The sequence below is a fragment of the Devosia sp. UYZn731 genome (assembly GCF_040546795.1).
Classification (GTDB): Bacteria; Pseudomonadota; Alphaproteobacteria; order Rhizobiales; family Devosiaceae; genus Devosia.
This window is the reverse complement of the sequence record NZ_JBEPOL010000006.1, coordinates 156,974-174,955: the sequence shown is the minus strand read 5'-3', so window position 1 is coordinate 174,955 and position 17,982 is coordinate 156,974. Positions and strand designations below refer to the sequence as shown.

Genomic DNA, 17,982 nt, shown 5'->3' with positions numbered 1-17,982 from the left:
TCTGCGCCTAGGCCAAATGTAACTACACTTTTGTAACTACACAAGCGGCTTGACCATGAACCGGGCAGCGGTCTCGTAGGTGGCGAGCTTGTCGGCCAACTCGGGCACATCCAGAACGCGAAAACCGTGCTTGTGCCAGAACGGCTGGGAACCGTTCACGGCGACAAGGCTGATATTGGCGAAGTCCTGGGCGCGGGCGTGGTTGATGATGTCGCCGACAATCATGGCGGCGGCGCCGGTGCCGCGGGCTTTGTTGAGCAGTGCCAGGTCGTGCAGGTAATAGGTGGTGGCATCGGCTGGAATAGTGCCGAGGCGCGAATTCAGCGCCGGCAGGGATTTGAACGTCCAGGGATGGCTGATGATGTAGCCGGACGGAATGCCGCCCAGTTCCAGAAACCGCGCGCCATCGGGGTAGAGGCGCTGGCGCTCGGCGAAAACGGCGGTGTCTTCGGGAAAATCTGGATGCACCACAGCGGCGATCGCTTCGACCGTGGGCAGGTCGAGCGTGCTCAAGGCCCGCCAGTGAATGCCGCGATGATCCATATGCCCCCCGGCTTCTACAAAAAAGCCCGCGCTGGACAGCGCGGGCTCGATCATTCGATCAGCAACCAGGATTACTTCTGGTCGCGATCCTTGAGGGCAGCGCCCAGGATGTCGCCCAGCGAAGCGCCCGAATCGGACGAACCGTAGTTGGCGACCGCTTCCTTTTCCTCGGCGATTTCGAGCGCCTTGATGGAAAGGGAAATGCGGCTGGTCTTGCGATCGTACTGGACGACGCGGGCGTCGACCTTTTCACCCTTACTGAAGCGTTCCGGACGCTGATCGTTACGATCGCGCGACAGGTCGGCCCGACGGATGAAGGCGGTCATGTCCGAGTCGGCGATGCGCACTTCGATGCCGCCTTCGTTGACTTCGGTCACGGTGCCGGTGACGACAGAACCCTTGCGGATGCCGCCGGCGTCAGCCGTGGACTCGCCCGAGGACGAAGCGGGAGCCGAGGACGAATTCTCGCCGGTCGACAGCTGCTTGATACCGAGCGAAATGCGTTCCTTCTCGACATCGACGTCGAGCACCTTGGCGGTGACCATATCGCCGCGATTGTAGTCCTCGAGCGCGATTTCGCCCGATTTCTGCCAATCGAGATCGCTGAGGTGAACCATGCCGTCCACATCGCCGTCGAGGCCGATGAACAGGCCGAATTCGGTCTTGTTCTTGACTTCGCCTTCGATGGTGGAACCGACGGGGAACTTCTCGGCGAAGCTTTCCCATGGGTTGGCCAGGGTCTGCTTGAGACCCAGCGAGATGCGGCGCTTGTCGGGATCGACCTCGAGCACGACGACTTCGACTTCCTGGGAGGTCGAGACGATCTTGCCGGGGTGGACGTTCTTTTTGGTCCAGCTCATTTCGGAGACGTGGATCAGCCCCTCGATGCCGGGCTCGAGTTCAACAAAAGCACCGTAGTCGGTGATGTTGGTGACGCGGCCGGTGAACTTGGAGTTGATCGGGTACTTGGCCTCGATGCCATCCCACGGGTCGGCCTGAAGCTGCTTCATGCCGAGCGAGATACGGTGGCTCTCGTGGTTGATACGCACGATCTGGACCTTGATGGTCTCGCCGATCGTGAGCACTTCGGTCGGGTGATTGACCCGGCGCCAGGCGATATCGGTGACGTGCAGCAGGCCGTCAATGCCGCCGAGATCAACGAACGCACCGTAATCGGTGATGTTCTTGACCACGCCGTCGACAACCTGGCCCTCTTCGAGCTGCTGGACGATTTCCGAACGCTGTTCGGCACGCGATTCTTCAAGGATAGCACGACGCGAGACGACGATGTTGCCGCGACGCTTGTCCATCTTCAGAATCTGGAACGGCTGCGGCACATTCATCAGCGGCGCGATATCGCGGATCGGACGAATGTCCACCTGCGAACGCGGCAGGAAGGCGATGGCGCCTTCGAGGTCGACCGTGAAGCCGCCCTTGACCTGATTGAAGATGACGCCTTCAACGCGTTCATTGTTGTTGTACATGACTTCGAGCTTGACCCAGCTCTCTTCACGACGGGCCTTTTCACGGCTGAGGACGGCTTCGCCCAGCGAGTTCTCGACGCGGTCGACATAGACCTCGACGATCGAACCCACCTTGATGGTGCCATCGCGGCCAGCCTGGCCGAATTCCTTGAGCGCGATGCGCCCTTCGGTCTTGAGACCGACGTCGATGATCGCCAGATCCTTTTCGATCGCGACCACGGTGCCCTTGACGACGGCGCCTTCAAGGGGCTCGTTGTCGATGAACGAGTCCATCAACAGCGATTCAAAATCTTCTTTGCTCACAGTTTGCTGTGCCAAATTCAGTTCTCCAGAGCGCCGGTGGTTTGGGGTTGAGCCATTGCCAGAAACGGCGCCCGCCTGCTGAGAGATCAGCAGCCGGCGCACGAGCAACCGTTCAGAACGGCAATGGAATTGGATCTAGGTCCGGCGTTGTCGCTGGGTGATCGGCGGGGACCGAGTTCGCAAGGAGGAAATTAGAGGCTAGCCTCTGCCTTACGGGCCATGGTCCCATCGACGATCGCGATGGCGGCGCGGAGTGCGGCTTCTATATCGAGAAGCGTGGTGTCGAGCAAGTGCGCGTCATTGGCTTTATAAAAGCCGCCATTGGGATTGGCCATGTCACGAGCGTCCCGCTCTTCTATCTGGTGATAGAGGGCGTATCTGTCAACGGCCTGGCCGCGGGCCTCGAGCTGGCGGGCGCGGCGTTCCATGCGCGCCTTGCTGTCGGCCTGGATGAAGAGTTTGACGTCGGCTTCCGGGCAGATGGTCGTGCCGATATCGCGCCCGTCGAGCACGGCGCCGTTGTCCTGGGTAGCAAAGTCGCGCTGATAGTCGAACAGAGCGCGCCGCACGGCGCCGATGACCGCGACCTTGGAGGCCAAGGTGCCGATCTTGGCGCTGAGCAGGAATTCGGGATCGATGTCGCCTTCGTCCAGCGTCAGCGCCGCCGCGATGGCGCGCTCCTCGAATTGTTCGCTATCCTCATAGGCTTCCACCGCCCGGCCGACGGCGCGGTAGAGCAGGCCGGTATCGAGATAGGGCAAGCGGTAATGCCGGGCCAGTCCGCTGGCCAGCGTGCCCTTGCCCGACGCGGCGGGTCCATCGACAGCGATGATCATCGCGTGGCCTCCATCACATTTGGGGCGGACCTATCACGGAGCCGGGCGCTAACGCCACTCCCCAGTTTGGTGCAAGGCAGCGTTGCCGGGATGGCGCCGGGCATTTTCGGTTTGACAGGGTTCTGGTTTCCCCCTAACCGGACTGACCGAAGCGGGCCCCGCCCGCCATGAAATCTACGATATAAGGAACCTCGATGGCCAGTTCCGACCGCGGCACCAAACGCACCGACCCTGAGACGGGCAAGAAATTTTATGACCTGGGGAACGACCCGATCGTTTCGCCCTATACCGGCAAATCCTATCCGCGCTCGTATTTCGAGACGGTAGCGGCCGCCAAGCCGGCCCCGGCCATCGTCCGCAAGGTCGCTGACGAGGAAGACGAGACGGAAGAAGAAGAGGAAGTCGAAGACGTCGCAGCGCCCGAGATCGTGTCGCTGGAAGACGCCGATGCCGAAGATTCGGGCGAGGAAGAAATTCCCGATACCGAGGACGTCGATGTCGAAGTCGACGAAGAGCTGGCCGACGACGAGGAAGACGTGTTCCTCGAAGAAGAAGACGATGACGACGACCTCGCCTTCGACGTCGGCGGCGACGACGACCGCTGATTCATAACGATTTTTCCCCGGTTTGAGGCTCAAACCGGGGAAATAAAAAAGTGTCAAATAGGCACTTGCGTGTGCGGGAAGCCTACACTAGGTTGCGCCACGCTTCGGCAGGGAATACCCCGTCGAAGACCCATGGAATGGGGCCTTAGCTCAGCTGGGAGAGCGCTTGCATGGCATGCAAGAGGTCAGCGGTTCGATCCCGCTAGGCTCCACCATTTCCTTCTTACCCTGCCATCACGATCATGACGGACATTGCCTTGGCGCAGCGTCCTTGCGTGCTTAGGAATCACCCCGCGCGGCGGGCCATGATCCTGGCGCTGAGCCAGCCGAGCGCCAGGCCGACGGCGGCGCCGGCGAATTTGGCGAGGGCGTCGGCTTCGCGGCCGTGGCGGTCGGGACGCAGGTTTTGCAGGAGTTCCAGCCCGAAGGTGGCGCAGACCACCACCAGCACGGCCCACCAGATGTGCCTGGGATAGGCCAGGGCAAACAGGTAACCCACGACCAGGAACGCCACGGCGCGCTCGAATTGCGGCGGGGCGCCGCTGACCGGGCGCAGGTCGATTGGCCCCACGGTCATGATGGCGATGAGGATGAGGGCCAGCCAGGCGGCCAGAATGACGATTCGGTTCATGGCACTGTCATACCTGCTACGCGGGCCGCTGAAAACTGGCAGCCTGTCGCATCGCGCACGCTTGATTTGCAAATTGACCGGCCAGCGCATTGTCGGACAAACATCGTGCCAGCTATCCTCAACCCGAGTCGCGCCTTGGCCAATGCAAAAGCTTCCCATGCCATCGATCCCGCTGTGGCCCGCGCCATCTGGCTGCGGGCGCAGCGGCTGGATACCGCCGCGCCGTTCGGCGAGGGGGCGGAGGCGACGCGGCTGGCGGTCGAGCATCTGGGTTATGTTCAGATCGATACCATCAATGTGATCGAGCGGTGCCACCACCACATCCTCTATTCCCGCATTCCGGACTATCGGCGTGCGCACCTGACGCAAGCGCAGTCGGTGGACAAATCGGTGTTCGAATACTGGACCCATGCGCTGGCCTATGTGCCGACGCGCGACCTGCGGTTTTTCCTGCCGGCGATGAAGGCCTATCGAGCCAAGGACGGCGGCTGGTATGGCAGCGTCACCCCGGCCGAAATCAAGAAGGTGCTTAGGCGCATCAAGACCGATGGGGCGCTGTCCATCCGCGATATCGACGATGACGAGCTGGTGGAAAAGGATCACCCCTGGGCCAGCCGCAAGCCCTCCAAGCGGGCGCTGCAACTGGCGTTCTACCAGGGGCTGGTGGCGATCAGCGCCCGTCAGGGCATGCTCAAGAGCTATGAGCTGACGGAGCGCCATTTCGGCTGGGACAAGCCGCCCAAGCCGCCCAGCGCCAAACAGGTGGCCGAATATCTACTGGAGCGGGCGCTGAGGTCGCAAGGCGTGGTCAGCCTGGATTCGATCTGCCATCTCGATGCGCCCAGCAAGGGCGCGGTCAAGGCGCTGATCGACAGCCGGGTGCGGCGCAAGCTGCTGGTGCCCGTGCATCTGGAGCATGCGCCCAAAGTGCAGCATTGGGTGGCGCCCGAAGTGCTGGAGGCGACGCATGCGCCGGCCGAGCTGGTGCATATCCTGTCGCCGTTCGATCCGCTGATCATCCAGCGCAAGCGGCTCAGCGCGTTCTTTGGCTATGACCATATTTTCGAGGCCTATGTGCCGGCGGCCAAGCGCAAACTGGGCTATTTCGCCCTGCCGGTGCTGATGGGCGATCGCATCGTGGCGGCGCTGGATTTGAAGACCGACCGGGCGGCGGGCAAGCTTTTGGTGCAAAAATGGACGTGGCTGGAGGACGAGAGCGCCGAGGTAAAGGCGGCGATCGAGGAAGAACTGGGGCGGTTCGAGGCGTTTCAGCTGGGACGGGAGTAGATCCCGACATTCCAGAACGCCGCCCCTGCCTCCCCGATCAGGAGGAAGGTTCCCTCTGCTCGTTGAACTCAATCGAGCCACATCCGCCGGCAGACACCTCCCCCTTGACGGGGGAGGCAGGGTGGGGGTGTTCGGAGCCACGATATCAAATTGGGGCCAAACTTCCCCCCTCCCTTGATCCCTCCCCGCGAGGGGGAGGGTGTCGACTGAGAGGTTGGTGACCCAGAAACCTTTGGCCACTCACCCCAAACCGAACGGTTCTGGCTCTTCCCCGGCTTTCCAACCCTGCCCCAGCAGGCTAAAAGCGTGGCGCATTTTTGAGCAGGCGGGATCCCGATGGCGACGTATACCGATATTGCCCGGCGGGTTTACAACCATACCTGGAAGCTCGATCCGATCGTGCGCAGCCTGCTCGATACGGACTTCTACAAGCTGCTGATGCTGCAGATGATCTGGGGGCTCTATCCCAAGGTCAACGCCACGTTCTCGCTCATCAACCGCACCAAAAGCGTGCTGCTGGCCGAGGAAATCGACGAGCATGAACTGCGCGCGCAGCTCGATCACGCCCGGACCGTGCGGTTTTCCAAAAAGGAAATGATCTGGCTGGCCGGTAACAGCTTTTATGGCAGCCAGCAGATTTTCGAGCCGGGCTTTCTCAAGTGGCTCGAAACCTTCAGCCTGCCGGAATATCACCTCGAAAAGCGCGACGGCCAGTTCGTGCTAGAATTTGCCGGCTCGTGGCTGGAAACCTCGATGTGGGAAATTCCAGCCCTGGCAATCATCAACGAACTGCGCTCTCGCGCCGCGATGAAGCATTACGGCCCATTCGCGCTCGACGTGCTCTATGCCCGCGCCAAGGCCAAGATGTGGGAAAAGGTCGAGCGGCTGCAAAAGCTACCGGACCTCAAGATTTCCGATTTCGGCACGCGGCGGCGACACTCGTTCCTGTGGCAGCGCTGGTGCGTCGAGGCGCTCAAGGAAGGCATTGGCGAGGCGTTTACCGGCACCTCCAACGTCAAGCTGGCGATGGACAATGATCTTGAGGCCCTGGGCACCAATGCGCATGAGCTGCCCATGGTGCTGGCGGCCCTGTCGAAAACCGACGAGCAGCTCATCGCTTCGCCCTATCAGGTGCTGCAGGATTGGGAGAGCTATTACGGCGGCAATCTCAAGATCGTGCTGCCCGACGCCTTCGGCACCGATTCGTTCCTCAAGCACGCGCCCGACTGGGTGGCTGACTGGACCGGGTTCCGGCCCGACAGCGCCCCAGCGATCGAAGGCGGCGAGCGCATCATCGCCTGGTGGAAGCAACGCGGGCGCGATCCGCGCGAAAAGCTGCTGATTTTTTCCGACGGACTCGACGTCGACATGATCGAGGAAGCCTATCTGCATTTCGACGGCAAGGTGCGCATGGCCTTTGGCTGGGGCACCAACCTGACCAATGATTTCGAGGGCTGCTCGCCCGACCTCAACACCAGGCTCGATCCGATTTCGATCGTCATCAAGGTCAGCCAGGCGAATGGCCATCCGGCGGTCAAGCTGAGCGATAACCCCGCCAAGGCCACTGGTACGCCTGAAGAAATCGAGCGGTATCTGCGGCTTTTCGGCGATGCCGGCAGGGTGGAACACGCCGTCAAGGTGTGACGCGGCGAGCACAGGACGACAATATGTTCCGCTGTGGAGAACTTGTGGCCGGCATGCCCCGTTAAGGAAGCGTGAACCATCCGCGACTAGTTTTCAGCGCGGGGGCTCCCACAGGAGCCAAAGACTTGCCGCATGAATTGATCGATATCGCCGTCACCGAAAAACACGATCACCCCCACCTCAAGGGGCGGGTGACGGGGAAGGTGCGCGTCGTATTGCGCGAAAGCATCGATGGCCACGACGCCAACCACGAATTGTTCATCCCGGTCTGGGCCCAATTCGCCGAGCCCAAGAGCGAGGGCGACGTAGACATAGCGCTGATGCTAAAGGCCGCCAGTATCGTGGCGCGGCTCAAGGCGAATCTCGGCTAAAACGCCTAAAGCCCGAAGATTTCCGGCTCTTCAGGATCGGGGTATCGGTAATGCGGGGCCTTGGCGTAGTGCACGGCCTTGGCGCGGAGGATCGCGTCGTAACGGCGCTTCTCGTCGCGCACGAACCACACGATGGTCCCGCCGACGATCAGCCACATTGCCAATATTTGCCCGATCACCATCATCGTCGCATCCCCTGCCGATGCGAGCCATATAGCTAACCAAGGCTTAACGCCCAAGCGGAGGCCGCCGTTAGGCTTAACGGGTGGGATTTTATCGTTCCGCAATCAGGCGGCGATGTCGGGGATATCGCGGCCGCGATTGAGCGCCACCAGCGTACGGCGCACCTCGTTTTCGGCGGCCTTGCTGACCGCCTTGCGGTCGGCGCCCTCGCCCAGCGCCATCGGTGTGCCAAAGGCCACGGTGACATCCTTGACGCCGCCGGAGAGGATTTCGCCTATGTTCTGCTTCAGCGACTTGGATTTGACCCACGCGATCAGCGAACGCTCATTGCGGCTGACCGGCAGTCCCTGCAGGCGCGTATAGGCGATGGTCAGCGGCTGGATCAGCACATCGGTGGCGCCGGCCTCGATCATGGCGATCTGGGCGGCTCCCACCAGCGCCGAGCGGAACGGCAGCACATGGGTGCCGATATCGGACTGGCCCTCGGCAAACAGCAGCACCGCATTGCCGCCCGCCATGTGCCTGCCCATTTCGCGGCTGGTGCGGCCGGCATCGCTGCGGCGGGTTCGATCGACGAAGATGGTCTTTTGCAGCCGCGCCATCATGCCGACGAAGAACCACTCGCCCACTTCGCGCTTGGCCACGAAGGTGACATCGGCAACCGAGCCGATGGCGACGATATCGGTCCAGGAAATGTGGTTGGACACCAAAAGCGTCGCCCGCCCGGTTGCGGGCTGGCCGATGACGCGAACGCGCAGGCCGAGGAAGACGCAGCCGACGCGGTGGAAAAAGCGGGGAATGACGTTCCAGAACGGCAGATGCAGCGCGTTGACCAGCGCTTGCGCCGGGATGACGACGATGAGCACCGGGATATACACGAAGACGAAGAACAGCGAGCGCAGCAGCATCATGGCTTGCCGTCCTTGTCTTTTACCTCCAGCGGCACGGCATAAAGCTCGAGGCGGTGGTCGACGAGGCGATAGCCCAGCTTGCGGGCGATGACGTCCTGGATGGCCTCGATTTCCTCATTGCGGAACTCGATGACCTTGCCGGAGCGGATATCGATCAGGTGGTCGTGGTGTTCGTCGGGGATCAGCTCGAACCGTGCGCGACCGTCTTTGAAATCGTGCTTGGTGACGAGGCCCGCTTCTTCGAACAGGTTGACGGTGCGGTAGACGGTCGACAGGGAAATGCGATCATCCACCGCCGAGGCGCGGCGGTACAGCTCCTCGACATCGGGATGGTCGGACGCGGCCTCGATCACCTGGGCAATGACGCGGCGCTGGTCGGTCATGCGCATGCCCTTGGCGACGCAGGCTTCTTCAAGCGTCGGATCGGTCTGGCTCTTGCTCACGCGATTGCCCCAAAATGCTTCCCCATCAAACGGGGTTATCCAAGATCGCGCGCCATGACAAGCGCGGTGGCGGCCGATCCGTCCGGGCGCGGGTAATAGCCGTTGCGGGTGCCGACGCGGACAAAGCCCTGGCTGGTATAGAGGCGGATCGCCGCGGCGTTCTGCTCGTCGACCTCGAGGAACATGCGGCGGGCCGGGGTCAGCAGGAGATCGTCGAAGGCGGCGCGCAGCAGCGCTTGGCCAATCTTCTTGCCGCGCCATTTCGGATCGACCGCGATGGTGAGCAATTCGGCCTCGTCGGCGGCGTGGCGGATCAGCGCGAACCCCGCAATGCGACGCTTGGCGTCGCAGGCCACGTAGAGCGGCGTCGACTGTTCGGTGAGAAAGCCGATGAATTCCTCGCGTGGCCAGCCACGGTAAAAGCCCTTGGCGTGAATGCGCGCGAGCTCGCCCGCATCACCCGACTGGCCGGGTTCGATATGCAGGCCGCCGGGGGCCATCCAGAGCTTCATCATGGGGTGAGCCTCGCGATACGCGCCGCCGATTGCGGCTTGGCATCGGCATCGCGCACATAATCGGGTTCGGGTGGATGGGTCGTCGGATCGGCCGCGGCGCCATAGAGCGCCACCAGCGCGATATCGACGAAAGGGGCGGAGATCAGCGTGGTTCCGGGCACGATGGCGGCCTGGGCGATCGCCATGGGTACAATATCGGCTTTGCTGACGGGCTGCCCCGGCCCGGCGAACATCTGGAAATAGGCTTCGTGGCGCCGCGCATCGAGCAGCACGGTCGACGGCCCGCTGGCGGATAGCGACAGCGCTAGAAGGCTCGGAATGCCGACGGCGGGAATGGTGCGGGCCAGGGCGATGCCGCGGGCGGCGGAGAGCCCAATGCGCAGGCCCGTGAAGGAGCCGGGTCCGGTGGTGACGGCGACGCGGGCGAGGTCGGGATAGCCAAGGCCGTTGCGCGATAGGAGCGTCGCGATGCGCTCGAAGATCAATTCGGCGTGGCCGGTGGCGATGTCGTCGATGGAGATATCGATCGTGCCATCGCCGCGCAGCACGGCCAGTTGCAGGCGCGGCGCAGCGGTATCGATGGCGAGCGTGATGGGCAAGGACATGGCACCGCTCTAGCCCGAGTGCTGCGCCAAGTCGAGCCGGAAGGCACCCCACTTCACCTCTCCATTTGGGGGAGAGGTCGACCCTCTTGGGTCGGGTGAGGGGGCCTTCCCCACCATCTCACCCAGTAAAGGCCCCCCTCAACCGTCTCGCTAGCGCGAGCCGACCTCTCCCCCTAAGGGAGAGGTGAAGAGCCCGCCTTGACGCCCCTGCCCCCGACAGCGAGTTTGCCAAGATGCACTCTGATTCGCTTTGGGCTTCCGCGCCATGACCTGGCTGGCTGAAACCGCCATGCTCAGCCATGGCTGGCGGCGTTTCCTGCTGCTGGTGATTGCCGGCGCGATTGCGGCGCTATCGATCGCGCCGTGGTTCATCCTGCCCGCGATCTTCATCACCTTCCCGGTCTGGGTGTGGTGCCTTGACGGCGCCGAGCGCCGGCGCGGCTGGCGCCTGGTGTTCGGGCCGGCATTCAATATCGGCTTCGCCTTCGGCTGGGGCTATTTCACGGTCGCGTTCCATTGGCTGGGCGCCGCTTTCTTCGTCGAAGGCGGGGTGATGATCGCGCTGATGCCGTTCGCCATCCTGGCATTGGCGGCACTGATCGCGTTTTTCTGGGGGCTGGCGAGCGCAGCGGCGCATCTGTTCTGGTCCAATGGTGCCTGGCGCATCGTGACGCTGGCGACCTTCGTGACCATTGCCGAGTGGGCGCGCGGCCATGTGCTGACCGGATTTCCGTTCGATCTCCTGGGTTATTCGCTGACTGGCACGGACGAATTGATGCAACTGGCCTCGGTGATCGGCGTCTATGGGCTGACCCTGCTGGCGGCGCTGCTGGCGATGACGCCGGCGCTGATCTGGCCGGCCGATGGGCGCACGCTGAGCCGGCGGCTGTTCCCGTTTTTCCTGTCGATCGCCATTTTGGCGGCGCAGCTCGGCTATGGCTTTAACCGACTGCGCGAGCCGGAAACACCTGAGCGCACCGACGTGGCAATGCGGCTGGTCCAGCCGCTGATCTACGATCATGCCGACTGGAGCCATGTCGATCCGGTGGCGCTGATCGACAAGCTGCTGATGTTGTCGGAAATGCAGACCGGGCCCGAGGACAAGGGCCTAGCCGATATCACCCAATTGGTGTGGCCCGAATCATCCTTGCCGTTCTTTTTGAGCCAGTATCCCGATGCGCTGGCGCGGATTGCCCGCATGCTGCCCGACACCACGACGCTGCTGGCCGGGGCGCCGCGCGAACAATACCAGCCCGATGGCAGCCAGGCGCCGCCGTTCAACGCGATCCTGGCCATCGACACCAATGGCGAGGTGGCGACCAGCTACGACAAGTCGCATCTGGTGCCGTTCGGCGAATTTTTGCCGTTCCAGGACTTTTTCGCCAAGCTGGGCATCAAGCAATTCGTGCCCGGCGCCAATGGCTGGGCGCATGGCGACGCCAAGCGCCGGCTGATGAGCCTGCCCGGCGCGCCGTCGTTCCTGGCGCTGATCTGCTACGAAATCCTGTTTTCGGGCGATCTCGGCGACGCGGCGAACGCGGCGTATCTGTTCAACGTCACCAATGATGCGTGGTTCGACGGCTCGATCGGGCCGGCCCAGCACGCCCACCACGCACGGCTGCGGGCGGTGGAAGAAGGCATGAGCCTGATCCGCGCCGCCAATTCCGGACTGACCTTCGCCACCGACCCTTTTGGTCGCATCACCGCCCAACTGGCGCCGCAGGAAATGGCAGTGCTCGACGTCAGCCCGCATGAGCGCCTAGGGAGCACCATGTTTGCACAGGTGCGGTACTGGCCGCTGCTGGTGGCGCTGGGGTTGGGGCTGCTGATCTCGGTGGTTGCGGCAAGAGGGCGGCGGCGCAAGGGGCTGTGACACCATCACGAGGCCAATCCATCCGCTCCATCGTCCCCTCCCCCTTGAGGGGCTTCGCGGCGTCCCGAAGGGCAAATCGCTCCAGTGGAGCGATTTGAGACAAGAAGGCCATGAGGGCTATGCCCGAACGGCTGGCCAGGGTGGGGGGAACTCTCCCCACGAGTGGAGCCAGCCGAAACCAACTCCACTCCACTCCATATGGCTGGCCTCGATCTAGTCCCGCCACCGCCCTTCCCGCTGGCTTGACCCGCGGGCCTCTCGCCACGCCACCGAATTCAGTGCGACCTGACAGTGCCCCGCGGGTCAAGCCCGCGGGAAGACCGAGTGCGGTGTGAGCATCCCTTGCCCCGGAATTACTGCCCCTTATCCCCCTTATCCCCACCTGAGATTCCCGGCGTATCCTCCCTCCCGATATCTCCACAATGGCTGCGGGTTCGCGACGAACGGCCGTGGGGAGTTTGGTGGGAGGGGAATGCGGTCGCGCGATCCCTGGGCCAGCGCGACGTTCGTCTCCTGAAATAATGGAGGCCACGTTCGAGCGGCCAGAAACCCCATCGCATGCGGCGAGACATGTCTCGCTACTACAAATTACCATGAGGCACGTCTCGCCGCATGCCGCAGCCTTTTTAAAACCGCCCGGCGATCCCGCGCGGTGCCTTGGCATGTCCCGTCTTGCGAATGCCGCATCTTTCGGGCACATCGAACACACCAAAAATCCCCACAAGGCTTGCCCCATGGCCCACCCGGTTTCGCCCCTCGCTCCCAAAACCTATCCGGAGCTGCCGCCCATCGCAGGCGTCCGCTTCGCCACCGCCGAAGCCGGGATCAAATACAAGAACCGCACCGACGTCCTCCTGGTCGCGCTCGATGCCGGCACCACTGTCGCCGGCGTCGTCACCAAGTCGAAATGCTCCTCGGCCGCCGTCGATTGGTGCAAGGCCAACCTGCCCGGCGGCACTGCCCGCGCCCTCGTCGTCAATTCGGGCAATGCCAATGCCTTCACCGGCGCCAAGGGCCAGCAATCGGTCGAACTCACCGCCGATCTGGCCGCCAAGGCCATTGGCTGCACACCCGCCGAAGTCTTCCTCGCCTCCACCGGCGTCATCGGCGAGCCGCTCGACGCCAACAAATTCGCCGGCGTGCTCGACCAGATGGCGACCCGGCTCGGCGACGCCCCCTGGATGGACCCCGCCAAGGCCATCATGACCACCGACACGTTCGCCAAGCTGAGCGGCGCCACGCTCGAATTCGACGGCTCGCAGGTGCGCATCAACGGCATCGCCAAGGGCAGCGGCATGATCGCGCCCGATATGGCCACCATGCTGTCCTTCGTCTTCACCGACATGCCGATCGCCGCCACCGTGCTGCAGGCGCTCCTCGCCCGCCACGTCCAGACCAGCTTCAACGCCATCACCGTCGATAGCGATACCTCGACCTCCGATACTCTGCTGGCCTTCGCGACCGGCCAGGCCCATGGCGTCACCCCCATTGAAACCATCGATGACCCCCGCGCCGAAATCTTCGGCGAGGCCCTGCGCGACGTGCTGTTCGATCTCGCCATCCAGGTCGTCCGCGACGGCGAAGGCGCCACCAAGCAGGTGTCGATCCATGTCGAAGGCGCCACCTCCGACGCCAGCGCCTTCCGCATCGCCAAATCGATTGCCGATAGTCCCTTGGTCAAGACCGCCATTGCGGGCGAGGACGCCAATTGGGGCCGCGTCGTCATGGCCGTCGGCAAGGCCGGCGAACCCGCCGACCGCGACAAGCTCGCCATCCGCTTCGGCGATCTCCTCGTCGCCAAGGACGGCGAACGCGCCCCGATTTACGACGAAGCCGCCACCAGCGCCTACATGAAGGGCGAGGACCTCGAACTGACCGTCAGCCTCGGCCTCGGCGACGGCAAGGCCACGGTCTACACCTGTGACCTCACCCACGGCTACATCACCATCAACGGCGACTATCGGAGTTGAAATGAGCATTCCGGACGCCGAAGCCATCGAACGGGCGAGCCTCCTGGCTTGGCCTGGCATTGAGGAGAAGTGGGACGGCTCATGGGTTCGCCGCGCGGCCGGCGGCTATACCAAGCGCGCCAATTCCATCCAGTGCTTTGATCCGGACGACTTCGAAGACGCCGACCTGCGCGTCATTTCGGCCAGCTCCTGGATGGTGATCCGAAAACTCAATCCCGTCTTCCGCATCACGCCCCTGTCCAGCCCCGAGCTCAATGCCACCCTCGATGAGGCCGGCTGGGAGGAGATTGATCCGAGCCACCTCTTTGCCATGGAGCTTGGCGATCACGAGGCTGACCCGGAAGCTCAATTACTGCCCGTGCTGGATGAGAAGTTTCTGGCGGCCTCGCAACAACTGCGCGGCTACAACGAGCAGACCATGACCGGGCTCAAGAACCTGCTGGCCGCATTCAAGGTGCCCGCCGTCGGCGTCGTGCTGACGCGCGACGGGGCGGCCGTGGCCTCCTCGATCATGGCGGTGGCCAATGGTATCGTCCTGACCGGCAATGTGGTGACCGATGCCACTCGTCGTCGCCAGGGCCTGGCTTCGGCAATGATGCATTCGGGCCTCGCCTGGGCCAAGACCCAGGGCGCCCATACCGCCGCCCTCAATGTGCAGACTGACAATGCCGTGGCCAAGGCGCTCTACACTGGCCTCGGCTACAGCCACCAATATGACTACAGCTACCGCGTACCGGGCGGGCGCAAATGAGCGAGTACCCTATCCTGCTCGTCGTCGCCTGCGCGCTGGTCGATGCCGACCGCCGCGTCCTCATCGCCCAGCGTCCCCCTGGAAAATCCTTGGCGGGGCTATGGGAATTCCCCGGTGGCAAGGTCGAGGCCGGCGAAACGCCCGAAGCCGCGCTGATCCGCGAACTCGAGGAAGAGCTTGGGGTTTCCACCAAGACCGCGTGCCTGGCTCCGGTATCTTTCGCCAGTCACTCTTACGAGAATTTTCACCTGTTGATGCCACTTTACGCCTGCCGGAAGTGGCAAGGACAGCCGCAAGCCAGGGAGCACACCGCACTCAAATGGGTGCGGCCGCAGGCCCTGCGAGACTACCCCATGCCCCCGGCCGACGCGCCATTGATCGCCGCGCTCTGCGACCTTCTCTAAGCGCCGGAAGCGTGACGAGATAACGACCGAGAGCATTTCATCGTTTTCCAAAGATGAAATGCTCCGGACCGAAGCCGGGGGACAGCCAGCCATGTTGCGGACTGCGATTGCACGATTTCTGCGCGACCAATCGGGCGCCACCGCCATCGAATATGGCCTGATAGCAGCGCTGGTTGCCGTCGCCATCATCAGCACACTGGTGGTGTTCGGCACCAACCTGACCGCGCTCTATGCCGGCGGCACCGGCAGCGCCGCCACGGTCATCGGCAACGCCGCCAATAGTCTCTAGGCAGCGGCGCTATTGCAGCGCCACCACCTTGTACTTCTGCCCCGGCACGATCGGATCGCCAGGGAACAGATCGTTGATGATGTAGAACAGCTCGGTGCCGCGATTGAGCCCGGCCATCTGCTTGGCCAGCGAATCGGCACTGTCGCCGGCCCGCGCCACCACTATTCTGATCCCCACCTTGCGGATCTGCGCCAGATCGGTCGCATCGGTCCGCCGGAAGCTCTTGAGCGTCGCCTCGGCACCCTGGGCAAACCGCGCGCTGTCCGCCTTGGCGGCAAAGATGAACCGATAGACCTGCCCATCCAATCGCATCACCGAGACGCGGAAGAACCACTGATCGGTCTGCGCAATGCCCGACGCCATGTCGACGCCGTTAAAGCTCTGCGTCGTCACGCTGTCGGCCTTGAGCCCGGCGATCCAGCCCGATTTCAGGTAGTCAGCCAGTCCCACATTGGCGCCGACTTCGGCGCTGTCGAAACGCACCGCCTCGCCATCGCCTGCGACGCCAACCACCGCGTTCTGCGAATTCTGCAAGGTATACCCCTGCGGCACGGAGAACGTATACTTGCTGGCACTATGGATAAACCGCCGCCCGACGATCGAGCCCTGCGAGACGCTATCGCCAAAGGTCAGGCCAGCGACGCTGGCCAGATAGCCCTCGCGGTCCACTTCGCCGACCGTGGCGCCGAACATCTGCGTCGCCACCTGGACGGCTTTTTGGATCCGGTCCGGCGTCGAGGGATGCGAGGACAAAAAGCCCTCGCCCTGGTTCTGCCCCGCCGAGAAGGTGGCGAAGCGGCTCATCACCCCCAGGAACCGCGCCGCCGCCTGCGGATCGTAGCCCGCCTTGCCGGCATATTTGATGCCTTCGCGGTCGGCCTCAAGCTCCTGGTTCTGGCTGAAGGCGGCCAGCGACTGCTTGGAGCGGTCAGCCGCCTGGTCTGCCCCGGCCTCGCCGCCGAACACACCGCTGATCACCCGATCGACGATCTCGGTGGTGCGCGTCCTATTGGTGCGCGCCCGCGCATGGCGCAGGGTCACGTGCGAGATTTCGTGCGCCAGCACTGCCGCCAGCTCGCTGGTGTCCGACGCCAGCGCCAGGATACCGCGCGTCACATAGATATAGCCGCCCGGCAACGCAAAGGCGTTGACCTCGGCACTGTCCAGGATGGTCACCTGGAACTGTGCATTGGGCTGGTCCGCCGCCGCCAGCAGCCGCCCGACGATGCGCGCCACCATGATTTCGGCCGGACGGTCCGAATAGACCCCCCCATAGGCCGCGATGATGCGCGGATGCTCGCGCCGCCCGATGACCACGTCGTCAGGATCGGTGCCTTCGGGCACCACTGTGGGTGCCGGATTATCGCCGGTCTGCGTTACCGCAATTCCGCCGGTGCTGGTCAGGGTCGTGCAGCCGCTCAGCGCCAGCAGCGAGACCGCCAGCACCGAATTGCGCACCCCAATAGCAATGCCACCCAGAAGGTTCATCGTGTGGCCAAAACCTCGATCTGTTCGGGATGGGTGATTTCGATGCGTGGACCATCCCGGTCATCCACCCACCCCCTGATTCGCACGAGTGCGCCTTCGAGCCCCATGGGATCGATACCCGCCGCCACAAACAGCCGCAATGCTGGCGCTCCGATCACCGTGGTGAAGTCCTCTTTCCAGAACCGGCCGAAATTAAGATAGAGCCGCCCGCCAGCCTGGTCCGCCAGCAGCACTCGCCCTTCGACCAGCTCGTAATGACCGGCAAGTGCGAGCAAATCGGCTGGCTTGTCTGCTGCCCGCACGCTGTAATAGGGATCGCTCCAGATGCCAAGCCCGGCCATGCGCGCCCGTCCTTCGGCGGCGTATAATTGATCGAGACATGCACGATTGTCGGGAAACGAATAGACCCGCGCCATGCCCTGCGCGACCATCTGCTGCTGCGCCCAGATTTCGCCCCCAGGCGCTTCCACGAACACATGCGCCAGCGCCCGTTCGTAGCGATCGACTTCCTCGCCGCCATAGCCCAGACGGACGGTTTTGTTGAGAACCATGGCCTCGAGCGCCGCCTTGGCTTCCCCGGCCTTTGGCCAGGTTGGAAAACCCTCGCGTCCGAGCGGCAATTTGGGCGCCTGCGTGCCGATCATGCGCACCACAAGACCGGTGTCGAGCACCACCGTATCGCCGTCCGTCACCTGCACGACGACGCCGCCCGGCGCGAAGCGCAGGTCCTCGCATGCCAGCGCGGCCGCCGAAACCGACGACAGCGCCGCGAGCGCAGCCAACCGAACGATGCTGGACCTGACCAATGGAGCCCCGAAAAATAATTCGTTCACCATGCACCCAAAT

At 63.3% G+C, this 17,982-nt stretch carries 20 protein-coding genes and 1 tRNA gene; 10 read left to right on the top strand and 11 right to left on the bottom strand.

The features are described from left to right. Positions 1-36 precede the first annotated feature (36 nt). The 3 genes from ABIB57_RS16075 to ABIB57_RS16065 form a co-directional block, all read right to left on the bottom strand. On the bottom strand, positions 37-597 hold the full coding sequence (locus ABIB57_RS16075; protein WP_354042124.1) for a GNAT family N-acetyltransferase: 561 nt from the start codon (positions 595-597) through the stop codon (positions 37-39). 17 nt (positions 598-614) lie between these two features. Beyond that, positions 615-2,300 carry a 30S ribosomal protein S1 gene (gene rpsA / locus ABIB57_RS16070; protein WP_502914417.1) on the bottom strand — a complete coding sequence of 562 codons (1,686 nt, stop codon included), beginning with the start codon at positions 2,298-2,300 and terminating at the stop codon, positions 615-617. A gap of 221 nt (positions 2,301-2,521) precedes the next feature. Beyond that, complete coding sequence (locus ABIB57_RS16065; protein ID WP_354042122.1) at positions 2,522-3,166, bottom strand: (d)CMP kinase; 645 nt, start codon at positions 3,164-3,166, stop codon at positions 2,522-2,524. Positions 3,167-3,360: 194 nt separating this feature from the next. Between ABIB57_RS16065 and ABIB57_RS16060 the strand changes: the two genes are divergently transcribed. Beyond that, a complete protein-coding gene (locus ABIB57_RS16060) occupies positions 3,361-3,771 on the top strand; it encodes a TIGR02300 family protein (RefSeq protein ID WP_354042120.1) in 411 nt (136 codons plus the stop codon). A 139-nt stretch (positions 3,772-3,910) separates the two neighbouring features. Beyond that, a tRNA-Ala gene (locus tag ABIB57_RS16055) sits at positions 3,911-3,986 on the top strand. Positions 3,987-4,057: 71 nt separating this feature from the next. Here ABIB57_RS16055 and ABIB57_RS16050 read toward each other — a convergent pair. Next, positions 4,058-4,402: a VanZ family protein gene (locus ABIB57_RS16050; RefSeq protein ID WP_354042119.1), complete on the bottom strand. Its 345-nt coding sequence runs from the start codon at positions 4,400-4,402 to the stop codon at positions 4,058-4,060. A gap of 135 nt (positions 4,403-4,537) precedes the next feature. Here ABIB57_RS16050 and ABIB57_RS16045 point away from each other — a divergent pair, with 135 nt between their 5' ends. The 3 genes from ABIB57_RS16045 (at position 4,538) to ABIB57_RS16035 (ending at position 7,704) form a co-directional block, all read left to right on the top strand. Next, positions 4,538-5,689: a winged helix-turn-helix domain-containing protein gene (locus ABIB57_RS16045; RefSeq protein WP_354042117.1), complete on the top strand. Its 1,152-nt coding sequence runs from the start codon at positions 4,538-4,540 to the stop codon at positions 5,687-5,689. 336 nt (positions 5,690-6,025) lie between these two features. After that, on the top strand, positions 6,026-7,333 hold the full coding sequence (gene pncB, locus ABIB57_RS16040) for a nicotinate phosphoribosyltransferase (RefSeq protein ID WP_354042116.1): 1,308 nt from the start codon (positions 6,026-6,028) through the stop codon (positions 7,331-7,333). Positions 7,334-7,458: 125 nt separating this feature from the next. Continuing rightward, positions 7,459-7,704 (top strand): hypothetical protein, encoded by a 246-nt coding sequence (locus ABIB57_RS16035; RefSeq protein ID WP_354042115.1) that lies wholly within the window; start codon positions 7,459-7,461, stop codon positions 7,702-7,704. Between the two features lie 5 nt (positions 7,705-7,709). On the opposite strand, the gene ABIB57_RS16030 is transcribed toward ABIB57_RS16035, so the two are convergent. The 5 genes from ABIB57_RS16030 to tsaB form a co-directional block, all read right to left on the bottom strand. Continuing rightward, complete coding sequence (locus ABIB57_RS16030) at positions 7,710-7,889, bottom strand: hypothetical protein (RefSeq protein WP_354042113.1); 180 nt, start codon at positions 7,887-7,889, stop codon at positions 7,710-7,712. A gap of 102 nt (positions 7,890-7,991) precedes the next feature. After that, positions 7,992-8,798 carry a lysophospholipid acyltransferase family protein gene (locus tag ABIB57_RS16025; protein WP_354042112.1) on the bottom strand — a complete coding sequence of 269 codons (807 nt, stop codon included), beginning with the start codon at positions 8,796-8,798 and terminating at the stop codon, positions 7,992-7,994. Next, positions 8,795-9,187: a Fur family transcriptional regulator gene (locus tag ABIB57_RS16020; protein ID WP_354042432.1), complete on the bottom strand. Its 393-nt coding sequence runs from the start codon at positions 9,185-9,187 to the stop codon at positions 8,795-8,797. The genes ABIB57_RS16025 and ABIB57_RS16020 overlap by 4 nt, the downstream gene beginning before the upstream one ends. An 89-nt stretch (positions 9,188-9,276) precedes the next feature. Then, positions 9,277-9,756 (bottom strand): ribosomal protein S18-alanine N-acetyltransferase, encoded by a 480-nt coding sequence (gene rimI / locus ABIB57_RS16015; RefSeq protein WP_354042111.1) that lies wholly within the window; start codon positions 9,754-9,756, stop codon positions 9,277-9,279. Continuing rightward, positions 9,753-10,361, bottom strand: coding sequence for a tRNA (adenosine(37)-N6)-threonylcarbamoyltransferase complex dimerization subunit type 1 TsaB (gene tsaB, locus ABIB57_RS16010; protein ID WP_354042109.1), 609 nt, complete (start codon positions 10,359-10,361; stop codon positions 9,753-9,755). Before tsaB ends, rimI begins: the two co-directional genes overlap by 4 nt. 265 nt (positions 10,362-10,626) lie before the next feature. Here tsaB and lnt point away from each other — a divergent pair, with 265 nt between their 5' ends. From lnt to ABIB57_RS15985, 5 genes are all read left to right on the top strand, one after another. Then, positions 10,627-12,234 carry an apolipoprotein N-acyltransferase gene (lnt, locus tag ABIB57_RS16005; protein WP_354042108.1) on the top strand — a complete coding sequence of 536 codons (1,608 nt, stop codon included), beginning with the start codon at positions 10,627-10,629 and terminating at the stop codon, positions 12,232-12,234. A 734-nt stretch (positions 12,235-12,968) separates the two neighbouring features. Continuing rightward, the gene (argJ, locus tag ABIB57_RS16000; RefSeq protein WP_354042431.1) at positions 12,969-14,204 is read left to right on the top strand and encodes a bifunctional glutamate N-acetyltransferase/amino-acid acetyltransferase ArgJ; all 1,236 of its coding nucleotides are present in this window, start codon (positions 12,969-12,971) and stop codon (positions 14,202-14,204) included. Between the two features lies 1 nt (position 14,205). Continuing rightward, positions 14,206-14,955 (top strand): GNAT family N-acetyltransferase, encoded by a 750-nt coding sequence (locus ABIB57_RS15995; protein ID WP_354042107.1) that lies wholly within the window; start codon positions 14,206-14,208, stop codon positions 14,953-14,955. Next, positions 14,952-15,359 (top strand): (deoxy)nucleoside triphosphate pyrophosphohydrolase, encoded by a 408-nt coding sequence (locus ABIB57_RS15990; RefSeq protein WP_354042106.1) that lies wholly within the window; start codon positions 14,952-14,954, stop codon positions 15,357-15,359. Before ABIB57_RS15995 ends, ABIB57_RS15990 begins: the two co-directional genes overlap by 4 nt. A 91-nt stretch (positions 15,360-15,450) precedes the next feature. Further along, positions 15,451-15,648, top strand: a complete 198-nt coding sequence (locus tag ABIB57_RS15985) for a Flp family type IVb pilin (RefSeq protein WP_354042105.1) — start codon at positions 15,451-15,453, stop codon at positions 15,646-15,648. A gap of 9 nt (positions 15,649-15,657) precedes the next feature. On the opposite strand, the gene ABIB57_RS15980 is transcribed toward ABIB57_RS15985, so the two are convergent. Together ABIB57_RS15980 and ABIB57_RS15975 are read right to left on the bottom strand one after the other, a co-directional pair. Further along, positions 15,658-17,136, bottom strand: a complete 1,479-nt coding sequence (locus ABIB57_RS15980) for a M48 family metalloprotease (RefSeq protein WP_354042104.1) — start codon at positions 17,134-17,136, stop codon at positions 15,658-15,660. Next, positions 17,133-17,942, bottom strand: a complete 810-nt coding sequence (locus tag ABIB57_RS15975) for a thermonuclease family protein (RefSeq protein ID WP_354042102.1) — start codon at positions 17,940-17,942, stop codon at positions 17,133-17,135. Before ABIB57_RS15975 ends, ABIB57_RS15980 begins: the two co-directional genes overlap by 4 nt. Between the last annotated feature and the right edge of the window lie 40 nt (positions 17,943-17,982).